Genomic DNA, 20,051 nt, shown 5'->3' with positions numbered 1-20,051 from the left:
TGTGATTGGGTGGGCATACTTTAAGGCGCGTATCGATTTGATTGAATCGAGCAAGCGCCCTAACTGTGATTTCAGGATGCAACTTTTCCGAAAGGCTGTCGCACAAATTTCGGGATACGCTCTAGTGGGTTAGAAATGCATAGTGGCAAGCAGACCACAGACCCATCAATCGAAGCGCTTATTGGTTTATTGGAGGCACCTCCAATTCTTGCCAAGCTGGAAGCGCGGGAAACAGACGCGCTTTCGTCTCTCACGATAATCGAGAGCGATTTTTCTGCCGATGCCACCATCATTGAGCAGGGTGCCCGCGTCAGAAGCATCCATCTCGTGCGCTCCGGTTGGGGCTGCGTATATCGCGACCTGTCCAGCGGCGAACGGCAGATCATCGACTTTCCCATGCGGAGCGATTTTCTTGGGCTCAGGACTGCCGATGGCTACAGCTACAACACAATCGCGGCGATCACGCCGATGTCGGTTTTCGAGATTCCGCTTGTCTCGCTTGAAGCCTCTATCGAGCGAGCGCCACGTCTCAGCCTGATCCTTATCGAGCTTCTTGCACGCCAGCGCTCGATGCTGATCGAGCATCTTACCAATATTGGATGCCGCGCAGCATTCGTCCGAACGGCACATCTGTTTCTGGAGCTTTCTGATCGGGTGCAATCGTGCGGGATGGGCGATCCAAATTCCTTTTATTGCCCGCTGACGCAATATCAACTCGCCGATGCCCTGGGCTTAACGCCGATACACCTCAATCGAATGCTGCGTGATCTCCGCGAAGAGGGTCTGATCCTGTTCCGCTCGAACCGTGTGGAGATACTGGACCGTAAACGCATTGTAGCCCTTGCCCAATATGATGGAGAGTTCATGCGCATGTCGGTTTTCGGGAAAGCAGAATGACACCCGATGCGAATTCTATTCTCTGGCGCAAACCGCAAAGATGAAGGCCCGAAACCGGGCCTTCATTATTTTTCAGCATGCATTTCCTGCGACCAGCGATTGCCAATCGATCTCTTGGTCAGAAGGTTCCAGTTTAATCGAAATCACGACCCCGGTTTTGATCCGTCGCCGCATGACGACGTCGTTTTCATCCGATGTCATCCGAATTGTGCCTCCGTCACTGAGCACCTGAAGGCGCGTACGGGAGATTTTAAGCTCGGTCGCCAACAGACGATCCAGGCGCATGTTGACCGGAAGGGCAACTTGCAACTCGATCTCGATCGTCTTGAAAAAGGCTGCTTCGTGCACAACAGTTTTGGCGACATCGTACTCCGGGAACTCATCGACGCGCTGTGATTTCCGTCTCAGTGCTTGCATATTGAACGCCTCAGCCCAAATCCATTGCGGATCGTTGGAATGAAGCGCCTCCAGTATCCTGGGATCGATCTCGCGGACATTCTGCCGTTCGAAAATCGACCGGTTCCATGTCTTGTCACATGTCAGGCATTTATAAATCAGCCACGCATCAAGCTTACGGCCATTGGCATTCAGTCTGACCTTATCGCTCGATCGAAAAGCGTTCAGCTTGCCGCATCCGCTGCACGCAATCCAAGGCTGAGGGGCAATTTTCGGTGTGATCGTCCACCGCACCCGAAGAATATCGCTCATAATATCTCGGTCTTCCATTCTGGAAGCTCACCAAGATGGCGAATGAGGTGCCCATTCCGGGCGCGGCATGGCGATTTTTCAACTGATTGAAGAGCAGAGACAGGCAAGCTGTTCCGGCACATTTGACAATGCCAAACCGGTCTCTAACCGCCACCCGATGAACAAGTTCACATGCCCGACAGCTCGCTGCTATCAGGTTGCATGGGTGAAACTGGATTGAGACCGGAATTAATTAGGCAAAGTCTACCTCGATGCGCCAATGCTCTTCGGAAGAGCATTTAACACGGCATCAACCTGGATTGTAGCCAATGCTGGTGCCTTGAAGGCAAGAAATAGTCCGAGTGGTGCAAATGCAACGGCTTATCGCCGGCTAGTGGATTGAATTTGACGTTTGATACCCGCCCGATATAAATCTCGTTTCAAACGTCAAATTCGAAAAATCCACTAGATTCATAGAGTTACTAGCGGTCCTTTTGATTCCGACATTTGCTCGGCGCTTATATCCAAGGGATGCAAATGTCGGAATCAGACCACTAGCGAATACTGATGTGAAGAGAAATATCGGGATAAAAAGTGCTTCGGCACTTGGAAAATGGTCGGAGTGAGAGGATTCGAACCTCCGACCCCCTCGTCCCGAACGAGGTGCGCTACCAGGCTGCGCTACACTCCGTGACCACGTGGTCTTGACCATTGAGGCGGCTTATAACGTCCCCTATTTCAAGCTGCAAGAGCATCTTGTGGTTTTTTTAAATGCCTGACTTGAAAAGTTGGACACAGCTTTCAAGGAAGCTGCGTATAAGGGAAAGGTGTTGCGTCCGTTTGCTTCCAAAAACTATCAGACCAGAGCAAAAACGGGCTTCGAGCCACCGCCAAAAGCCACGAAATTGGGATTGGCAAAACCCGCAACACCTTCATTGGCGCGCTGGCCATAAGAGAGCGGCGTCCCCTCGAAAGTCGTGGTGAGACCGCCAGCGGCGCGCAACACGGCATCGCCCGCCGCAGTATCCCATTCCATCGTCGGGCCGAAACGCGGATAGATATCGGCCGCCCCACTGGCAATCAGGCAAAACTTCAACGATGACCCGATGGAAACGCAACTGCTGATCCTGTTGTCGTTCAGGAACTTCTCCGTTTCCGGGTTTTTATGTGACCGGCTGCAAACCGCCACCTGCTCGGACCCGTGAACGCGCACCGCTATCCCGCGCCGTGTTCCGATTGCATGATCTTTGGTCGTCGTTATTTCTTCAGCACCGTTGCTGGTTCCCAGAAACAAGCGATTGCGAACGGGTGCATAAACGATGCCGAGAACCGGAGCGCCGTCCTCGATCAGGCCGATATTCACCGTGAAGTCGCCGTTTCGCAGCAGAAACTCACGGGTGCCGTCCAGAGGATCAACTAGTAGAAATTGCCGGCCCAACTTTGAAGGCAACCGTCCTGCCGCCACTTCCTCCTCGGCGACAACCGGAATGTCCGGAACAACGGAAGCGAGTGCCGCGAGAATGATGGCTTCCGCCTCACGATCTGCTTCCGTGACCGGGGAGGAATCTTTCTTGCTCTGAACCGCGCAACCATTGGCATAGTGCTTCATGATAACGCGCCCCGCCTCAAGTGCAGCTTCCTGCAGGGCGGTCAGTATTGCATCGTCGTTCGGATCGGCTTTCGGGGAGGCTGAAATCTTCATTGCTCAGATTGACCAGGAATCGCTGCCATAACTGCCTATGATACCACGTTCGGCGAGATACTTTTCTACTTCTGCGACGAGTTCGTCAACGTCACGACCCGTCGTGCTCAGGCGTAATTCCGGTGATACCGGTGCCTCATACGGAGAATCGATCCCGGTAAAAGCCTTGATCTCACCGCGTAAGGCCTGCGCATAGAGCCCCTTCGGGTCACGAGCGATGCATTCCTCTATCGGTGTATCCACGAATATCTCGACAAACTCGCCTTCGGGCAGCCGGGAGCGAATGCGATCCCGTTCACTCCGAAATGGCGAAATGAAGGAAACCAGCACCACCAGCCCCGCATCGGTCATCAACCGGGCGACTTCGCCGACACGGCGGATATTCTCTGCCCTATCCTCATCGGAGAAACCCAGATCGCTGTTGAGGCCATGACGGACATTATCACCGTCCAGCAGGTAGGTATGCTTGCCGAGCGCATGGAGCCGCTGTTCGAGCCGGTTTGCGATGGTGGATTTGCCGGAGCCGGACAGACCCGTGAACCACAGTACAGCCGGTTTCTGGAATTTCTGAGCTGCGCGTGTCTGCTTGTCGAGGTCGAAGCATTGCAGATGCACATTCGTCGCCTGACGAAGCGCACTATCGATCATCCCAGCACCCACAGTCGCGTTGGTAAGCCGGTCGATCAAGACGAACGCGCCGGTTACACGATTATCCGCGTAAGGATCGAACGCAATCTGACCCACCGTCTGGAGACGGCAAAGTCCGATTTCGTTGAGGTCAAGGCGAAGCGCTTCCTGACGGGTGAAGCTATCGACATCGGTTCTGTATACGATCTCGTTGATCGTTACGGGCGTCTGATCAGTCTCGGTCCGCAGGATATAGGATCGGCCGGGATGCAACGCCTCCTCGCCAAGCCAGACTATATTGGCCGAGAACCGATCAGCAACTTCAGGCCGGGCATCGGTCCCTACCAGCATATTGCCGCGCGAAACCTCGATCTCGTCCTCCAGCACCAGTGTGACGGCTTGCCCCTCGGAAGCGCGTGGCAGGTCACCGTCATAGGTGGCGATGCGTTTTACGCGGGAGGTCTTGCCTGATTTGGCGACAACCACCGTATCGCCGGCAGTGATCGACCCGGATGCCACGGTGCCGGAGAAGCCGCGAAAATCGAGATTGGGACGGTTCACATATTGCACCGGAAAACGAAAGGGCTTGGCCGCTGCCTCCGTGTCGATGCGCACGGTCTCCAGATGTTCGAGCAAATGCGGCCCTTCATACCAGTCCATGCGCGGCGATGGCAGGGTGACATTGTCGCCGAAACGCGCCGAAAGCGGGATCGGCTGGATGCTGACAAAGCCAAGTTCTTTGGCGAAGCTCATATAGTCGGCAACAATGCGCTCGAAGGCTTCCTGCGAAAAATCCACCAGGTCGATCTTGTTCACAGCCAGAACGATATGACGAATACCAAGTGCAGCGGCAATGAAGGAATGGCGCCGTGTCTGGGTCAACACACCCTGACGGGCATCGACAAGCACGATAGCAAGATCGGCCGTCGACGCGCCGGTTGCCATGTTGCGCGTATATTGCGCGTGACCCGGCGTATCCGCGACAATGAATTTGCGACGTGGTGTCGAAAAGAACCGATAGGCGACATCGATAGTAATGCCCTGCTCCCGCTCTGCCTCCAGACCATCAACCAGCAACGCGAAATCGAAATCGTCATCCGTGGTGCCGAACTTGCGGCTATCGTTCTTCAACGATGCGAGCTGGTCCTCGAAGATCAGTTTCGTGTCATAGAGCAGACGCCCGATGAGCGTCGACTTGCCGTCGTCCACCGACCCGCAAGTGAGGAAGCGCAACAGCGTCTTGCGCTCCTGATCGGCCAGAAAGTCGCTGACTGCGGCATTGGTCGCAACGGGCTTGATTATCGCATTCATCAGAAATAGCCCTCGCGCTTCTTTTTTTCCATCGATCCGGCTTCGTCGCGATCAATGGCCCGGCCCTGCCGCTCGGATGTACGGGCAATCAGCATTTCTTCGACAATATCGGAAAGGTCCGCAGCACTTGATTCAATTGCGCCGGTCAGCGGATAGCAGCCAAGCGTGCGGAATCGCACCAGCCGGTTTTCCACCCGTTCGTCCGGGCGCAATTTCATGCGGTCATCGTCGACCATAATCAGCATGCCGTCACGCTCGACCACAGGACGATGCGCCGCAAAATAAAGCGGCACGATGGGGATATTCTCCTGCAGGATATATTGCCAGATATCGAGCTCAGTCCAGTTCGACAACGGAAAGACGCGGATCGATTCCCCTGCGGAAACCCGCGTATTATAGATTTTCCACATTTCCGGACGCTGGTTCTTGGGGTCCCATCCATGCTGTGCGTTGCGGAAGGAAAAAATACGCTCCTTGGCGCGCGATTTCTCCTCGTCGCGACGAGCGCCACCAAAAGCGGCATCGAACTTGTATTTGTCGAGCGCCTGCCGCAAGGCGACCGTCTTCATCACATGAGTGTGGACATTCGATCCATGGCTAAAGGGACCAATACCCTCGCGTACGCCGTCTTCATTGATATGCACGAGCAGCTCGAAACCCTTTTCACGCGCCTGCGCATCGCGAAACTCAATCATCTCCCGAAACTTCCATGTCGTATCAACATGCAGAAAGGGAAAAGGCGGTGGAGCGGGATAGAATGCCTTCATCGCCAGATGCAGCATCACCGACGAATCCTTGCCGACAGAATAAAGCATTACCGGGTTGGAAAAACTTGCCGCGACCTCGCGAAAAATATGGATAGCTTCCGCCTCAAGGCGCTGAAGATGCGTCAGGTTCTTGGTCAGGGATGCATGATGCACGACTAATTACTCCCGGCAACCGGATGGGGTCTCGATACTGGCGGGAGGGATGGCGAATGCCTTCATCCGGCACAGATGCGGCAAAAGCCACGGTGCGCGCATTGTCGTGAAATGATGCGGGAAAGTGAAAGAAACCTATCGCGTATTGCAACTGGCTTGCGCGAAAAACTTACCGTATTTGCAAGCAGGGCCGGAACAAACTTGCGCGCGCTGGAAAAAGCTGATTTTCGGCCAAGTCACGGAAAATCATACAATTTTTGTGATATTTAACGGCTTTTCGCTCTGGAGCTGCCCACTATTCGGACAGCTCCAGAGCAAATTATTACTTGGCGAGGCTCGCCTGGACATCGTTGAGCGTCGCTTCGAGTGCCGACACCATCGTATCGATCTGCTGGTCATTGATGATGAGTGGCGGACAGAAGGCAAGCGTGTCGCCCATTGCACGGGAGATGACGCCCCGCTCCTGAAGAGCCGCATTTGCCTGAGCACCCAACGCACCAGCCTGTTCAAGACCTGTCTTGGCCTGCTTGTCAGTGACAAGCTCGACACCGGCAATGAGGCCGACGCCGCGCACTTCACCGACCAGCGGGTGATCCTGCAACTCGCGCAGGCGCTTCTGCATATAGGTGCCGCGATCGCGCGCATTGGCGACCAGATCACGCTCCTCGATAATCGCGAGGTTTTCCAGCGCTACCGCTGCCGCCACCGGATGGCCGGATGCCGTAAAGCCCGTGCCAAGCGTGCCGATCTTGTGGCTTTCCTCGGCAATCGGTGCGTAAACACGCTCATTGATAAGGAAGGCCGAGATCGGCAGATAGGACGACGAAAGCTGCTTCGACATGACCAGAATATCCGGCTTCATATCGAAAGTCTGGCTGCCGAACAGGTTGCCCGTCCGTCCGAAGCCGCAAATGACTTCGTCGGCGACCAGCAGAATATCGTAGCGCTTGAGAACGGCCTGCACCTTTTCCCAATAGGTTTTGGGCGGCACGACCACGCCGCCGGCACCCATCACCGGCTCGCCAATGAAAGCTGCAATGGTGTGCGGGCCTTCAGCAAGGATCAACTGTTCCAGCTCATCCGCCAGTCGCGTTGCGAACTGCTCTTCAGTCTCGCCTGCCAGCCCTTCACGATAGTGATGCGGGCAGCCCGTATGCAGGATACGGTCGATCGGCAGATCGAAGGAACGGTGATTGTTGGGCAGGCCAGTCAGGCTGGCGGAGGCAATCGTCACACCATGATAGCCGCGCTTGCGCGAGATAATTTTCTTGCGCTCCGGTTCGCCAAGCGCATTGGAGCGATACCAGATCAGCTTGATGACCGTATCGTTGGCCTCGGAACCTGAATTGGTGAAATAAGCCTTGCTCATCGGCACAGGAGCCATCGAAACAAGCTTTTCCGCCAGATCGATGACAGGACCATGCGAACGGTAGGAGAATGTATGGTAGAAGGGCAGCTTCTTCATCTGTCGTGCAGCTGCTTCGGCCAGACGCGGCTCCGAAAAGCCCACGCCGACACTCCAAAGTCCCGACATTGCTTCAATGTAACGCTTGCCCGATACATCTTCGACGTAAATGCCATCGCCCCGCTCAATGACAAGCGGGCCTTCCGCTTCGAGGCGGACAGCATCGGTGTAAGAATGGAGATGATAACGGATATCGCGGGCTTCGAGAGAGTTTGGCTGAGCAGTCATTCATTAATCCTCCGGGAAAGATAATGAATTTGTAGCCCGTTTCAGAAAAAGCGCAAACCGGAAAGCCGCTGAAAAATGCCCTTCGGAACAAACCGCCGAGGGACTTGGAAAATATCTAGAGAAGTCCGAACGTGCGGGCCTTGGCGACCGCCTGAACCTTGTTGACCGCAACCAGCTTCGTCAGCACGTTGCTGATATGGAAATTCACCGTGCGTGTGGAAATATTGAGGATCGTACCGATGATCTCGGCAGTCTTTCCTTCGCTCGTCCAGCGCAGGATTTCCCTTTCCCGCATCGTCAGGTTCACTTCAGAAACGCAATTCATCGCCGGAACATCAAGATGTTCATACATGGACAGATGTAAGAGATTGGCCGCAATCTGCATCTGGCGCCGCAACATCGAAATCTCGCCCGAAGACAATGCCGGACCATTTCTCAGGAAAGACAACATTCCGAAAACGCCTTGAGCTGCCCAGCACGGCTGGGAAATCCCAACCTTGAGACCGAAGCGCTGTGCATCCGTCCAGATTTGCGGTGCTTCTGCAAACAGCTTCGGCGACCAGACCAAAGGCTCGATGCTGTTCAATGCCTTGCGAACCAGGGGATCGATATCGGCATATTTTCTGGCCGTATAATGATCGGTCCATTCCTGGGGCAACGATCCAAAGCTGAGCCATTTGACCACGCCGTTCAGCAACGGAACGCGCATGACATAAGCCGTATGTGCAAATCCGCACTGCTTGGCATAAGTATTTATGTATTCAAGGAGCTGTCCGGCATCGTCAGCAGATTGCATGGATTCATAAATTTGTTCCCATTTCATTGCAGACTTCCCAAAGAAAAATATAACTATCGATGATTATTGAAATTCGAAGCATTTGAATAAAATGCCAACAAATCACTAACACGTCCCTGCAATTTTCACCAAATAATAATAAGTATATAATACTGCGTCGACAAAATATTAAACTATACTAATTTAAATTTTAGTTTATTATGGCGCTTTTCGATCTGACTGGATCAGATCAGCGCTCTAACTTCTTTTAATCCACGCATAAGCTTATCGATCCTCGGTTCACTCGGGTCGGATTATGCTCTATCCGTTTGTTTTCAAGCATGTCTTTACCCCGAAACCGGTTCCCACTTTCGGGAGACATGCTCTAAGCCAATTGCTCATGAATATGAAACGCCAAGCCGATGCAGCCGCGTCGGCTGGTTTGTAGCCGATGCATAAATACAAACCAGCCAAACGCGCACAGCGCATCTGTCAAAACTACGAGTATGTGAGATTAGGTTAATTTAACTGCGGCATTTGTCACGCCGCAGCCTCTTCCGAAGTCGCCCCCGGGGTGTAATTGAGGATCGGCGCGAGCCAGCGCTCGACCTCCTCGACGGACATTCCCTTGCGGTTTGCGTAATCCTCGACCTGATCGCGTTCGACCTTGGCCACGCCGAAATAGTAGCTTTCCGGATGGCCGATATAAAGACCCGACACAGAAGAGCCTGGCCACATCGCGTAGCTTTCCGTCAATTCCACGCCAGTGTTCGCGGTTGCATCCAGAAGACGGAAAAGGGTCGTCTTTTCTGTATGATCTGGCTGGGCCGGGTAGCCCGGAGCGGGACGAATGCCCTTATATGGCTCTCCGATCAGTTCTTCCGGCGTGTAAGTTTCGTCCGAAGCATACGCCCAGAATTCCTTGCGGACACGCTCATGCATCAATTCTGCGAAAGCTTCTGCAAAACGGTCGGCGAGCGCTTTCACCAAAATGGCCGAATAGTCGTCATTGGCGCGCTCGAAACGCTCGGCTATGGCCACTTCGCCAATACCCGCCGTCACGACAAAGCCACCGACATAATCCTGCTTTCCGCTCTCGACGGGAGCCACGAAGTCGGACATCGCGACATTCGGACGACCATCACGCTTGCTCAACTGCTGGCGCAGTGTGAAGAAAGTAGCAAGTTCCTGCCTGCGGCTTTCATCGGTGAAAAGACGGATATCGTCGCCCACCGCATTGGCAGGCCAGAATCCGACGACAGCTTTCGGCGTGAACCAATTTTCGTCGATGATTTTCTTCAGCATCGCCTGCGCGTCGTCCCAGAGCTGCCGGGCGGCTTCGCCCTGCTTCTCATCTTCAAGAATTGCCGGATAGCGGCCCTTCAGCTCCCAGGTCTGGAAGAACGGCGTCCAGTCGATATAGAGGGCGATTTCGGCCAGATCGTAATCGTCGAAAGTCTTCGTGCCGGTGAATGTCGGCTTTGCCGGAACAAAACTATCCCAGTCGAGCTTATGCGCATTGGCGCGGGCACGAGCGATCGGCAGGCGCTGCTTTTCGGCTTCATTGCGCGCGTGAGCCGCGGCCACTTTGGCATACTCCCCGCGCAGACCGTCAACATAGGCCTGCTTGCCTTCCGGCGACAGCAGGCTCGAAACCACACCGACGGCACGGCTGGCATCGATGACGTAGACCGCCTGTCCGCGTTCATAGCGCGGATGAATCTTCACCGCAGTATGGACACGGCTGGTCGTCGCACCGCCAATCAGAAGCGGAATATCGAAACCTTCGCGTTCCATTTCTGCTGCCACATGCGCCATCTCATCCAGCGACGGCGTGATGAGGCCGGAAAGGCCGATGATATCCACCTTTTTGTCACGCGCCACCTGCAGGATTTTCTGCGATGGCACCATCACGCCAAGATCGATGATCTCGTAATTGTTGCAGGCCAGCACGACGCCGACGATATTCTTGCCGATATCATGCACGTCGCCCTTCACGGTCGCCATCAGCACCTTGCCAGCGCTCTGACGTTCACCGCCGCCAATGCCTTTTTCAGCATTGAGGCGCTTTTCTTCTTCCATATATGGCAGGAGGACGGCCACGGCCTGCTTCATCACGCGGGCGGATTTGACCACCTGTGGCAGGAACATCTTGCCGGCGCCGAACAGGTCGCCAACCACATTCATACCAGCCATCAGCGGCCCTTCGATGACATGCAGCGGACGTTCGGCAGACTGGCGCGCCTCTTCCGTATCGGCTTCGATATATTCGGTAATGCCGTTGACCAGCGCATGTTCGAGGCGCTTTGCCACCGGCCATTCGCGCCAGGTCAGATCCTGCACCTTGGCTTCCTTGGAGCCGGAGTCGCGGAAACGTTCGGCAATTTCCAGCAAGCGCTCGGTCGCATCGGAGCGGCGGTTCAACACCACATCTTCGCAGGCTTCGCGCAGTTCCGGATCGATGGCATCGTAAACCGCCAGCTGACCGGCATTGACGATGCCCATATCCATACCTGCCTGAATGGCGTGGTAGAGGAACACGGCATGCATCGCCTCGCGCACAGGCTCATTGCCGCGGAACGAGAATGACAAGTTCGACACGCCACCCGAGACATGGACATGCGGCAAGGTCGCCATGATCTTGCGTGTCGCCTCAATGAAGTCGACACCGTAATTATTGTGTTCTTCGATACCGGTCGCCACTGCAAAGATGTTCGGGTCGAAGATGATGTCTTCCGGTGCGAAACCGACCTGTTCGGTCAGGATCTTGTAGGCCCGGGTACAAATTTCGATCTTGCGCGCCTCGGTATCGGCCTGCCCGGTTTCATCGAAAGCCATAACGACAACCGCCGCACCATAAGCACGGACGAGCTTGGCGTGATGGATAAAGGCTTCCTCGCCTTCCTTCATCGAGATGGAATTGACCACCGCCTTGCCCTGAACGCATTTCAGGCCAGCCTCGATCACTTCCCATTTGGAGCTGTCAATCATGATCGGCACGCGGGCAATATCCGGCTCGGCAGCAATCAGATTGAGGAATTCGACCATGGCCTTTTCGGAATCGATCAGGCCTTCATCCATGTTGATGTCGATGATCTGGGCGCCGTTGACCACCTGATCGCGCGCGACGTCGAGCGCAGCAGCAAAATCGCCAGCCTTGATCAGCTTGCGGAAGCGTGCAGAGCCGGTCACGTTGGTGCGTTCGCCAACATTGACGAAGGGAATATCCTCTGTGAGCGTGAAGGGTTCGAGGCCCGACAAACGCATCAGCGGCGCAACCTTGGCAGGCTTGCGCGGCGGATGTTTCGCGACAGCCTCGGCAATGGCGCGGATATGTTCCGGCGTCGAGCCACAGCAGCCGCCAACCACATTGACCAAACCATCGCGCGCGAAACCTTCGATCTGGGCAGCCATTGCTTCCGGCGTTTCGTCATACTGGCCAAACTCGTTCGGCAGACCGGCATTCGGATAGGCGCAGATGAACGTATCGGCAATGGTCGACAATTCGTCGAGATGCGCACGCATGGCGTTGGCGCCCAACGCACAGTTGAGACCGATAGTGAACGGCTTGGCGTGACGCAGCGAATGCCAGAATGCCGTTGGCGTCTGGCCGGACAGGGTGCGGCCGGAAAGATCGGTGATCGTGCCGGAAATCATTACCGGCAGGAAGATGCCCTTTTCCTCGAACACTTGTTCCGACGCGAAGACGGCAGCCTTCGCATTCAGCGTGTCGAAGATGGTTTCGATCAGGATGATGTCGGAACCGCCGTCGATCAGCCCCCGGATCTGCTCGGCATAGGCGATGCGCAGATCGTCGAAGGTAACAGCGCGGTAGCCGGGATTGTTGACATCCGGCGAAAGGGAAGCGGTGCGGTTTGTCGGCCCGAGAGCGCCCGCGACGAAACGGCGGCGACCGTCCTTCTGCTCGGCGCGCAGGGCTGCGCGGCGGGCAAGGCGCGCGCCGTCACGGTTCAATTCGTAGACCTGCTCTTCCATGCCGTAATCGGCCTGGGCAATTGTCGTGGACGAAAACGTATTGGTTTCCAGAATATCCGCGCCCGCAATGGCGTAGGCATAATGGATTTCCTCGATAGCCTTGGGCTGCGTCAGGGTCAGAAGGTCATTATTGCCCTGAAGCTGACAGTCGCAGGCGCCGAAGCGCTCACCCCGGAAATGTTCTTCATGAAAACCAAGCCCCTGAATCTGGGTTCCCATCGCACCGTCGAGGATCAGGATGCGCTCCCGCGCTGCCTTGGTGAGAGCTGCAAGCACTTCTGAGCCATCCGGCTGCGCAGCCGTTGCACCAAAAAGACCTTCGAGGGAAGAGGCCATAAAACACCGCCTGTATTCAATCTGTTATCAGGCAACAGGATTTGCTCGGACACACAAACCCGAATTGCCCTTCATACGCATATCACGGAAGTCGCTTAATGACATAAACATATCTTTATGTCAATTCAGGCCGAGTGTTTCCTATCCTGTTATCCGCACATCACCGATCTGTTGCCGGACCCAAGAAATTGTGACTGCGAAGGGCCACCGCTCTGCCACAATGTTCGACGTAAAATGACCTTAGGGACGATTTGTGTTGTTCATTTTACGCGCATCTTATCCGAAAGCCGTTTCACATTTTTCGGTATGCGCTGTGAGGAGAGACCGATGAAAAGGTTTGCTTATTCCCTGTTTGCCGCATGTTTGTCACTTGGCATGGGACTATCCGCTGCTGCCGGGACCGCGAATGCGGCACAGACGTCTTTGATGGCGACACCGTCCGCCCAGGCTCTAGCACCGAATGTACAAAACGTTCAGTATTACGATTATCGTGGTGATCGCCGCTATTGGCGGGAGCATCGCCGTCACTGGCGGCATGACCGTCCGCGTTACCGTCCATACTATCGCTACGATCGCCGTTATTGGGGACCACCACCTGTTTATCGCTACCGTCCAGCACCGATCTATCGTGGCGGCAACCCGCATGTGCGGTGGTGCTACAACCGCTATCGTTCCTATCGAGCCTACGATAACACGTTCCAGCCTAATTATGGGCCACGGCGCCAGTGCTACTCGCCATATCTCTGAAACGAAAAAGCCCCGGAAAACCGGGGCCTTTTCTAAATAAACTGGCTCAAAATCAGGTTACATAAGCACCGATTGAAGCCGCGACCAGACCGATCGCAACCGCAATCATCACGCCATAAACGCGTGGCTTGTCAAACAGGACGGCAAAAGCCGCAAACCAGCTTACAACCGCAGCGCCTAGCGCGAATAAAAAGCCCGGCTTGTCGCCGTGGTACAGGTTAGCCGCCATGAGGCCGCCGATAATCAGCGCGCCAAAAACGATCATCAACCCTGTGGCATATCGCTCGTAATCGTCCATTTAAATTCCTCGGTTCCGCTCCCGCCGCGACAGGTGCCGGAAACTCTCGTCAATCCATTTGGCCATTTAAGGGCATTGGCCGGTCGCCATCACACAATCATTATTCGTGTCGTTCTTCAACCATTTCACTGCGCCATTTTCCGCAATTGTTACGACTTTTCACGTGAACGTTCCTATCGTTACCCGATAACCGGCATTTGTCCCGCTCAAAACCATGTTAATATGACTTCCATGGAATCGTCAGGCGTCACCATTTTCGAAACAGAGATCGGACCGTGCGGCATTGCCTGGCGCGGCCAGAAGATTGTGGGCGTTGAGATCGGAGATGCTGACGAAAAGGAAACCCGCTATCGGCTCAGTGAGCGGTTCCCCGGTGCTGAAGATATCGATATGCCCTCCTTCGTCAGCGATGCAATCCAAGGTGTGCGCGCGCTTCTGGCAGGTGCCGATGTTGATTTTTCAACTACACCCCTGGCGCTCGATACCCAACCCGATCTCAACCGGCAGGTCTATGAAATCATTCTTGAGCTGAAACCGGGCGAGACAACGACCTATGGTGCGATTGCCCGAAGGATCGGCGATGTGAGTCTCTCACAGGCTGTCGGCTATGCACTGGGCAAGAACCCGTTTCCGATCATTGTGCCCTGTCACCGGGTGCTCGGCGCCAATGGCAAGGTCGGCGGCTTTTCGGCGGCAGGTGGCACGGCGACGAAACTGAAGCTTCTCAATATCGAGCGAGCAAAAACGTCCAGCGAGCCTGATCTTTTCGGCGGCCTGCCGCTACAGGAAAGACCACAGGCCGACTGGTAGTTATTTTACGCGTTTCCGAACGCAAGACCGCTTCGCGCTTTTGCTGGAAATGCTTTAGCGCTTGTCTGTCACAACATCGGCTGAAAAGCGCAATTCGCGCATCGGACGCACCAGTTGCGTCGTCGCGTCATAGGTCGGATGCTTCTTGAAAGCGAAAAGCGCTTCCTCATCTTTGAACTCGGCATAGACCACGAGATCAATGCGGTCGCACATCGGATCGACTCTGGAATTTGGCAGAACTTCAAAAAGGTCAGCATGGGGAATGGTGCCAAGTTGCTCCAATCCCTTTATGACAGTCTCTATATCCTGACCTTCTTTGACGCTGAAGAAAACAATATGCCGGATCACGCCGCGACTCCCTGAATTTGGTGAGGCGTGTCTAGCGCATCAAGGCGTGCAGAAAAATGGCAAATTTGAGCGATGTGCCTAACTTGCCTTGACACGACGCCAGGCAAACCCGGCCTCCTCCGGTACTGATCCACGTCCCGGCTGATAATAGCCGGGCGTATCGACCAGACGATTTTCGCCAAGACGGCTCTGGGCAACCTTGTTCGTCACCTGCAGGCTGTCGAAGCCGGTCCGCAGCATCAGGGCAGCCTGATCGATCAGCACATCGCCGACAGCGCGCAATTCACCCGCAAAGCCTTCGCGGCGCAAAATCTCCGCCTTGGAATAGGAACGCCCGTCATTAAAGGCCGGAAACTGCAAGGCGATCAGCGGCACGCTGCCCAGATCACCCAGAAGCAGATCAATGGCTTCGCCCGGCGCCACCGAAACGCCGATCCGGCGATTGGAGGCGCGGCGGCGCTCCCCATCCAGCCCAAGCCAGACGGCCAGCGGAATGATGATCGCGGGCGTATCGCCTGCCGCCTCAAGATCGTCGGCAAAGACATAATCGTCTTCGCGAAAGCCATCGGCAGACCAGAGTTTGGTTTCGTTGATATTGCTCATTTCCGGTCACCTGCTCCCAAATTCTTCAAGCTGTCGGACAGGCCCGACAGGTGGATGCCGCATTCTGTCTTTTCCGACCCCGCCCAGCGCCCGGCACGCTGATCTTCACCGTCGTTCACGGGCCGCGTGCAAGGCATGCAGCCGATGGAACGATAGCCCTGCGCGGTCAGGGGATGCGGCGGCAGATCATGCTTTTCGGCATAGGCCTTGAGATCGGCTGCCTGCAAACGCGCCAGCGGATTGATACGGATGCGCGGGCCGACCGATTCAAACGTTGCCAGGCTTTCGCGCGTCGAAGCCTGAAACTGCTTGCGGCCAGTCATCCAGGCCCGATAAGGGGCCACGGCGCGCGCCATCGGCTCAACCTTGCGAATAAAGCAGCAGCGATCCTTGTCGGTCATCGACAGCGCGCCGAACGGATCGTCCGCCTTGAGGCTGTCGTCCAGCGGCAGGATGTCCTGCACATCCGTCAATCCCAGCCGGTCCACCAGATCATGACGATAATCGAGCGTTGCCCGAAAGTGCTTGCCCGTATCGAGAAACAGAACCGGTGTCGCCGGGTCGATTTCCGAGATCATGTGCAGAAGCACTGCCGATTCCGCCCCGAAGGAAGACACGACCGCGATCTGCCCCTCATAGAGTTCACGCGTGACGAGCGCGATCACATCCTGCGGGGAAGACGCACCGTGGCTTGCCTCCAAAAGGCGGGCTTCGGCGGCAGCACTTTCTTCCGCATCAAGCTGCACGGCTTATTTCTCCATAAAGCGCTTGTTTGAACGGCTCCATGCCGACGCGGCGATAGGCGGCAAGGAAGGTTTCTTCCGGGCTTTCCCGCAAGGACAGATAGGTGTCCACAACTGTTTCGATGGCATCAACCACCTCTTCCGACGAGAAGCCACGACCAGTGATGTCACCGATAGTCGAATGCTCGTCCGCCGAACCGCCAAGCGTGATCTGATAAAGCTCTTCGCCCTTCTTCTCGACGCCCAGAATGCCGATATGGCCGACATGGTGATGACCGCAGGCATTGATGCAGCCGGAAATCTTGATCTTGAGATCGCCGATTTCGAGCTGGCGCTGCTGATCGCCGAAGCGCTCGGAAATACGCTGCGCCACCGGAATGGAGCGCGCATTGGCAAGGGCGCAATAATCGAGACCGGGGCAGGCGATGATGTCGGTAATGAGACCGGCATTTGCCGTCACCAGTCCATCCGATTGCAGCAGATCGTAGACGGCTGCGAGATCGGCTTTGGCCACATGCGGCAGAACCAGATTCTGCTCATGGCTGACGCGGATTTCATCGAAGGAATAGGTTTCGGCAATATCCGCCACCAGCTCCATCTGCTCGGCGCTTGCATCGCCGGGAATACCGCCGATGGGCTTCAGCGAAATGGTGACGACCGCATAATCCGGGTTCTTGTGCGGCGTGACATTGCGCGCCACCCAGCTTGCAAATTCGGCATCGGCCTTCTGGGTAACGGCCAGAATTTCCCATCCTTCCGGTCGTTGCGGCAGGTTCGGCATGCGGAAATAACTTTCGATGGTATCGATATCGCGCTGCGGCAGCTTCAGCTCGCCGTAACGAATATCTTCCCATTCGGCGTCAATCTCGCGGGTCAGTTCTTCGACGCCGGTTTCATGCACGAGAATCTTGATGCGAGCCTTGTACTTGTTGTCGCGACGGCCATGCAGATTATAGACACGCACAATGGCCGTCACATAGGTCAGCATGTCCTCGATGGACAGGAAGTCGCGGATTTTCTTTGCCACCATCGGCGTGCGGCCCTGGCCGCCGCCAATATAAACGGCCAGTCCCAGATCACCAGCATCGTTCTTCTTCAGCTGCAAGCCGATGTCATGCACCTGAATAGCGGCACGGTCGTGCTCGGAGCCGACGATAGCAATCTTGAACTTGCGCGGCAGATAGGAAAACTCCGGATGCAGCGACGACCACTGGCGCAGGATTTCGGCGAACGGACGCGGATCGGCCACTTCGTCGGCGGCAGCGCCTGCGAAATGATCGGCCGTCACATTGCGAATGCAATTGCCGGAGGTCTGGATGGCGTGCATCTCGACTTCTGCCAGCTCTTCCAGAATGCGCGGAACGTCCTTCAATGCTGGCCAGTTATACTGGATATTCTGGCGCGTGGTGAAATGGCCGAAGCCGCGATCATAGACGCGGGCAATGTGGCCAAGCTTGCGAAGCTGGCGGCTCGACAGCGTGCCATAGGGAATTGCCACGCGCAGCATATAGGCGTGCAATTGCAAATAAAGGCCGTTCATCAGACGCAGCGGCTTGAACTGGTCTTCGGTCAGCTCGCCAGTCAGGCGGCGCTCGACCTGATCCTTGAACTGGGCAACACGGGCCGCAACAAAATCGCGGTCGAATTCATCATAACGGTACATAGTTTAATCCAAATTCACGAGGCGCGCTTCAATTCAGGCTTTTCGAGGGGCAAATCGCCGAAGGTCACGATGGTCGGGCCGGAAAGGCGGATGCGTTCGCGCAGGCGGATCGGGTAAAGCCCCTCTGCACGTTCTTCGACATCGATCACATTCACATCGACGACAAGATTGGCTTTCGCTGCAACCTTGCCCGAATCTTCGAGCGCGGCAACGGCTTCCGCATGGCGGGCGATCAGCGCGCCGTCGATGGTCTCCTGCCAGGAGCCGTCGGCACCGAGCCACACAGCTTGCCCGTCGATCAGCCGGTTTGCAGTAAGAACTTTTACGACCATTTCCAAACTCCAAACTTTTGTTAACCGCGCATCCTGCGCTCTAACTTTTTGTTTTTGAGCGCATCTTGTCCGAAAACCGCTGCACACTTTTCGGGATGCGCTCTTAGGCTGCGACGGAAACCGGCTTGAGGGCCAGCGCTTCGGCTTTGTCGATTGCGGCACCGGCGACGGCATCGCCAATGATCACCATGACCGGGCCGGAAAGTTCCTTGCGGTTTTCCAGATCCGGCAAATCCTTCAGCGTGCCGTGGAACAGGCGCTTGTCCTGCCGGCTCGCATTTTCCACCACTGCCACGGCGGTATCTTCGTGCAGGCCCGCACCAATCAGGCGCGCAGCAACCGATGCCGCGACCGTGGATCCCATATAGACAGCAATGGTTGCACCGGAGACGGCGAGCTTCGCCCAGCCCGGCAGCACATCACCCGTCATGTCATGACCGGTGGTGAACACCAGCGACGAAGCGACACCGCGCAGCGTCAGCGGCAACTCCATATCGGCAGCGGCGGCAAAGGCCGAGGTGATGCCGGGCACGATTTCGAAGCCGATACCGGCGGCGCGCAATGCGGCCATTTCCTCGCCCGCGCGCCCGAACACCAGCGGATCACCGGATTTCAGCCGCACAACGCGCTTGCCTTCGCGCCCCAGCGAAACCAGCAGGCGGTTGATCTCTTCCTGACTTTTGGAATGGCAGCCCTTGCGCTTGCCAACGGCAAGGCGCTCTGCGTCACGACGGCCCATGGCAATGACGCCTTCCGGCACCAGCGCATCATGCACGATGACATCGGCTTCCATCAAAGCGCGATGGGCGCGCAGGGTCAGCAGGTCTTCGGCACCCGGACCAGCGCCGACCAGCCAGACATAACCGGCAGCATTGTCTCTTTGCTCGATCAGGTCGCTCGCAGCCTTATAGGCTTCCACGCGATCGCCATTTTCAATGGCGCTGGCAACCCGACCCGAAAAGAACCCGCGCCAGAAACTGCGGCGCGCCAGACCCTTCGGCAATGCGCGTTCGACCAGAGGTCGCCAGCTTTCGGCAAAATGCGCAAGCTCGCCAAGGCGCGGCGAAAAGGCGGCATCAATACGCGCCCGAACCATCTGCGCCAGAACCGGGGCACTTCCTTCCGAACCAATCGCAATCGTCAGCGGCGCGCGGTTGACGATGGCAGGCGTCAGGAAATCGCACAGTGCGGGACGATCAACGACATTGACCGGAACCTTCTGCGTCTTGACCACGGCAGCAATGGCGCGATCCTGCGCCTCATCGCCAGTCGCCACGAAAACAAGCTTTGCGCCCTCGACATGTTCGGGCGCAAAAGGTGCAGCGATATGCTCTGCACCATGGCTTGCAATAAAATCGGCCAGATGGTGTTCCGTTTCTTCCGCAACGATGCGAAGGCGCGCGGATGTTTGCGCTACGAGGCGCGCCTTGTTCAACGCTTCCTCGCCGCCGCCAACGACGACAACCACCTCTTCCGAAACCCGGAAGAAGGCAGGAAAATCAGCCAGTAAACGCTTTTGCGGTAGAGACACGGCGCGATCCTTGGGAGCATTTCCAGCGAAAG

At 56.0% G+C, this 20,051-nt stretch carries 17 protein-coding genes and 1 tRNA gene; 3 read left to right on the top strand and 15 right to left on the bottom strand.

Features of this window, described 5'->3' with window-relative positions:
- The first annotated feature begins 135 nt into the window (after window positions 1–135).
- The gene (locus F9K94_RS12475; RefSeq protein ID WP_151645964.1) at window positions 136–897 is read left to right on the top strand and encodes a Crp/Fnr family transcriptional regulator; all 762 of its coding nucleotides are present in this window, start codon (window positions 136–138) and stop codon (window positions 895–897) included.
- 72 nt (window positions 898–969) lie between these two features.
- Here the strand turns inward: F9K94_RS12475 and F9K94_RS12470 are convergent, their stop codons facing one another.
- The 8 genes from F9K94_RS12470 to metH all read right to left on the bottom strand — a co-directional run bounded on the left by F9K94_RS12470 (window position 970) and on the right by metH (window position 12,944).
- Window positions 970–1,605, bottom strand: coding sequence for a DUF1062 domain-containing protein (locus tag F9K94_RS12470; protein WP_151645962.1), 636 nt, complete (start codon window positions 1,603–1,605; stop codon window positions 970–972).
- A gap of 593 nt (window positions 1,606–2,198) precedes the next feature.
- Window positions 2,199–2,275, bottom strand: a tRNA-Pro gene (locus tag F9K94_RS12465).
- 165 nt (window positions 2,276–2,440) lie between these two features.
- Complete coding sequence (gene cysQ / locus F9K94_RS12460) at window positions 2,441–3,286, bottom strand: 3'(2'),5'-bisphosphate nucleotidase CysQ (protein WP_151645960.1); 846 nt, start codon at window positions 3,284–3,286, stop codon at window positions 2,441–2,443.
- A gap of 3 nt (window positions 3,287–3,289) precedes the next feature.
- The gene (cysN, locus tag F9K94_RS12455; protein ID WP_151645958.1) at window positions 3,290–5,224 is read right to left on the bottom strand and encodes a sulfate adenylyltransferase subunit CysN; all 1,935 of its coding nucleotides are present in this window, start codon (window positions 5,222–5,224) and stop codon (window positions 3,290–3,292) included.
- On the bottom strand, window positions 5,224–6,144 hold the full coding sequence (cysD, locus tag F9K94_RS12450) for a sulfate adenylyltransferase subunit CysD (protein ID WP_151645956.1): 921 nt from the start codon (window positions 6,142–6,144) through the stop codon (window positions 5,224–5,226). Before cysD ends, cysN begins: the two co-directional genes overlap by 1 nt.
- Before the next feature lie 322 nt (window positions 6,145–6,466).
- The gene (locus F9K94_RS12445) at window positions 6,467–7,837 is read right to left on the bottom strand and encodes an aspartate aminotransferase family protein (protein ID WP_151645954.1); all 1,371 of its coding nucleotides are present in this window, start codon (window positions 7,835–7,837) and stop codon (window positions 6,467–6,469) included.
- A 115-nt stretch (window positions 7,838–7,952) separates the two neighbouring features.
- Complete coding sequence (locus F9K94_RS12440; RefSeq protein WP_151555500.1) at window positions 7,953–8,660, bottom strand: LuxR family transcriptional regulator; 708 nt, start codon at window positions 8,658–8,660, stop codon at window positions 7,953–7,955.
- A 492-nt stretch (window positions 8,661–9,152) separates the two neighbouring features.
- On the bottom strand, window positions 9,153–12,944 hold the full coding sequence (gene metH / locus F9K94_RS12435) for a methionine synthase (protein ID WP_151645952.1): 3,792 nt from the start codon (window positions 12,942–12,944) through the stop codon (window positions 9,153–9,155).
- A 327-nt stretch (window positions 12,945–13,271) separates the two neighbouring features.
- On the opposite strand from metH, the gene F9K94_RS12430 reads away from it, so the two are divergent.
- The gene (locus F9K94_RS12430) at window positions 13,272–13,691 is read left to right on the top strand and encodes a BA14K family protein (RefSeq protein WP_151645950.1); all 420 of its coding nucleotides are present in this window, start codon (window positions 13,272–13,274) and stop codon (window positions 13,689–13,691) included.
- Window positions 13,692–13,743: 52 nt separating this feature from the next.
- Here the strand turns inward: F9K94_RS12430 and F9K94_RS12425 are convergent, their stop codons facing one another.
- Window positions 13,744–13,989, bottom strand: a complete 246-nt coding sequence (locus F9K94_RS12425; RefSeq protein WP_010658028.1) for a hypothetical protein — start codon at window positions 13,987–13,989, stop codon at window positions 13,744–13,746.
- Between the two features lie 231 nt (window positions 13,990–14,220).
- On the opposite strand from F9K94_RS12425, the gene F9K94_RS12420 reads away from it, so the two are divergent.
- On the top strand, window positions 14,221–14,799 hold the full coding sequence (locus F9K94_RS12420) for a methylated-DNA--[protein]-cysteine S-methyltransferase (RefSeq protein WP_061345226.1): 579 nt from the start codon (window positions 14,221–14,223) through the stop codon (window positions 14,797–14,799).
- Between the two features lie 54 nt (window positions 14,800–14,853).
- Here F9K94_RS12420 and F9K94_RS12415 read toward each other — a convergent pair whose 3' ends face one another.
- The 6 genes from F9K94_RS12415 to cysG form a co-directional block, all read right to left on the bottom strand.
- Window positions 14,854–15,147 (bottom strand): Dabb family protein, encoded by a 294-nt coding sequence (locus F9K94_RS12415; protein WP_151645947.1) that lies wholly within the window; start codon window positions 15,145–15,147, stop codon window positions 14,854–14,856.
- Window positions 15,148–15,225: 78 nt separating this feature from the next.
- The gene (locus tag F9K94_RS12410; RefSeq protein WP_151645945.1) at window positions 15,226–15,750 is read right to left on the bottom strand and encodes a DUF934 domain-containing protein; all 525 of its coding nucleotides are present in this window, start codon (window positions 15,748–15,750) and stop codon (window positions 15,226–15,228) included.
- Window positions 15,747–16,496 (bottom strand): phosphoadenylyl-sulfate reductase, encoded by a 750-nt coding sequence (locus F9K94_RS12405; RefSeq protein WP_151645944.1) that lies wholly within the window; start codon window positions 16,494–16,496, stop codon window positions 15,747–15,749. The genes F9K94_RS12410 and F9K94_RS12405 overlap by 4 nt, the downstream gene beginning before the upstream one ends.
- On the bottom strand, window positions 16,486–18,156 hold the full coding sequence (locus F9K94_RS12400) for a nitrite/sulfite reductase (protein ID WP_151645942.1): 1,671 nt from the start codon (window positions 18,154–18,156) through the stop codon (window positions 16,486–16,488). The genes F9K94_RS12405 and F9K94_RS12400 overlap by 11 nt, the downstream gene beginning before the upstream one ends.
- Window positions 18,157–18,170: 14 nt before the next feature.
- Entirely contained in the window at window positions 18,171–18,488 is a 318-nt protein-coding gene (locus tag F9K94_RS12395; RefSeq protein ID WP_061344857.1) for a DUF2849 domain-containing protein, read from the bottom strand.
- 103 nt (window positions 18,489–18,591) lie between these two features.
- Window positions 18,592–20,019 carry a siroheme synthase CysG gene (cysG, locus tag F9K94_RS12390; RefSeq protein WP_151645940.1) on the bottom strand — a complete coding sequence of 476 codons (1,428 nt, stop codon included), beginning with the start codon at window positions 20,017–20,019 and terminating at the stop codon, window positions 18,592–18,594.
- Window positions 20,020–20,051: the final 32 nt, after the last annotated feature.

The sequence above is a fragment of the Brucella tritici genome, from assembly GCF_008932285.1.
GTDB classification, from domain to species: Bacteria; Pseudomonadota; Alphaproteobacteria; order Rhizobiales; family Rhizobiaceae; genus Brucella; species Brucella tritici.
The sequence above is the reverse complement of the archived record's forward strand: the minus strand, read 5'-3'. Positions and strand labels throughout refer to the sequence as shown.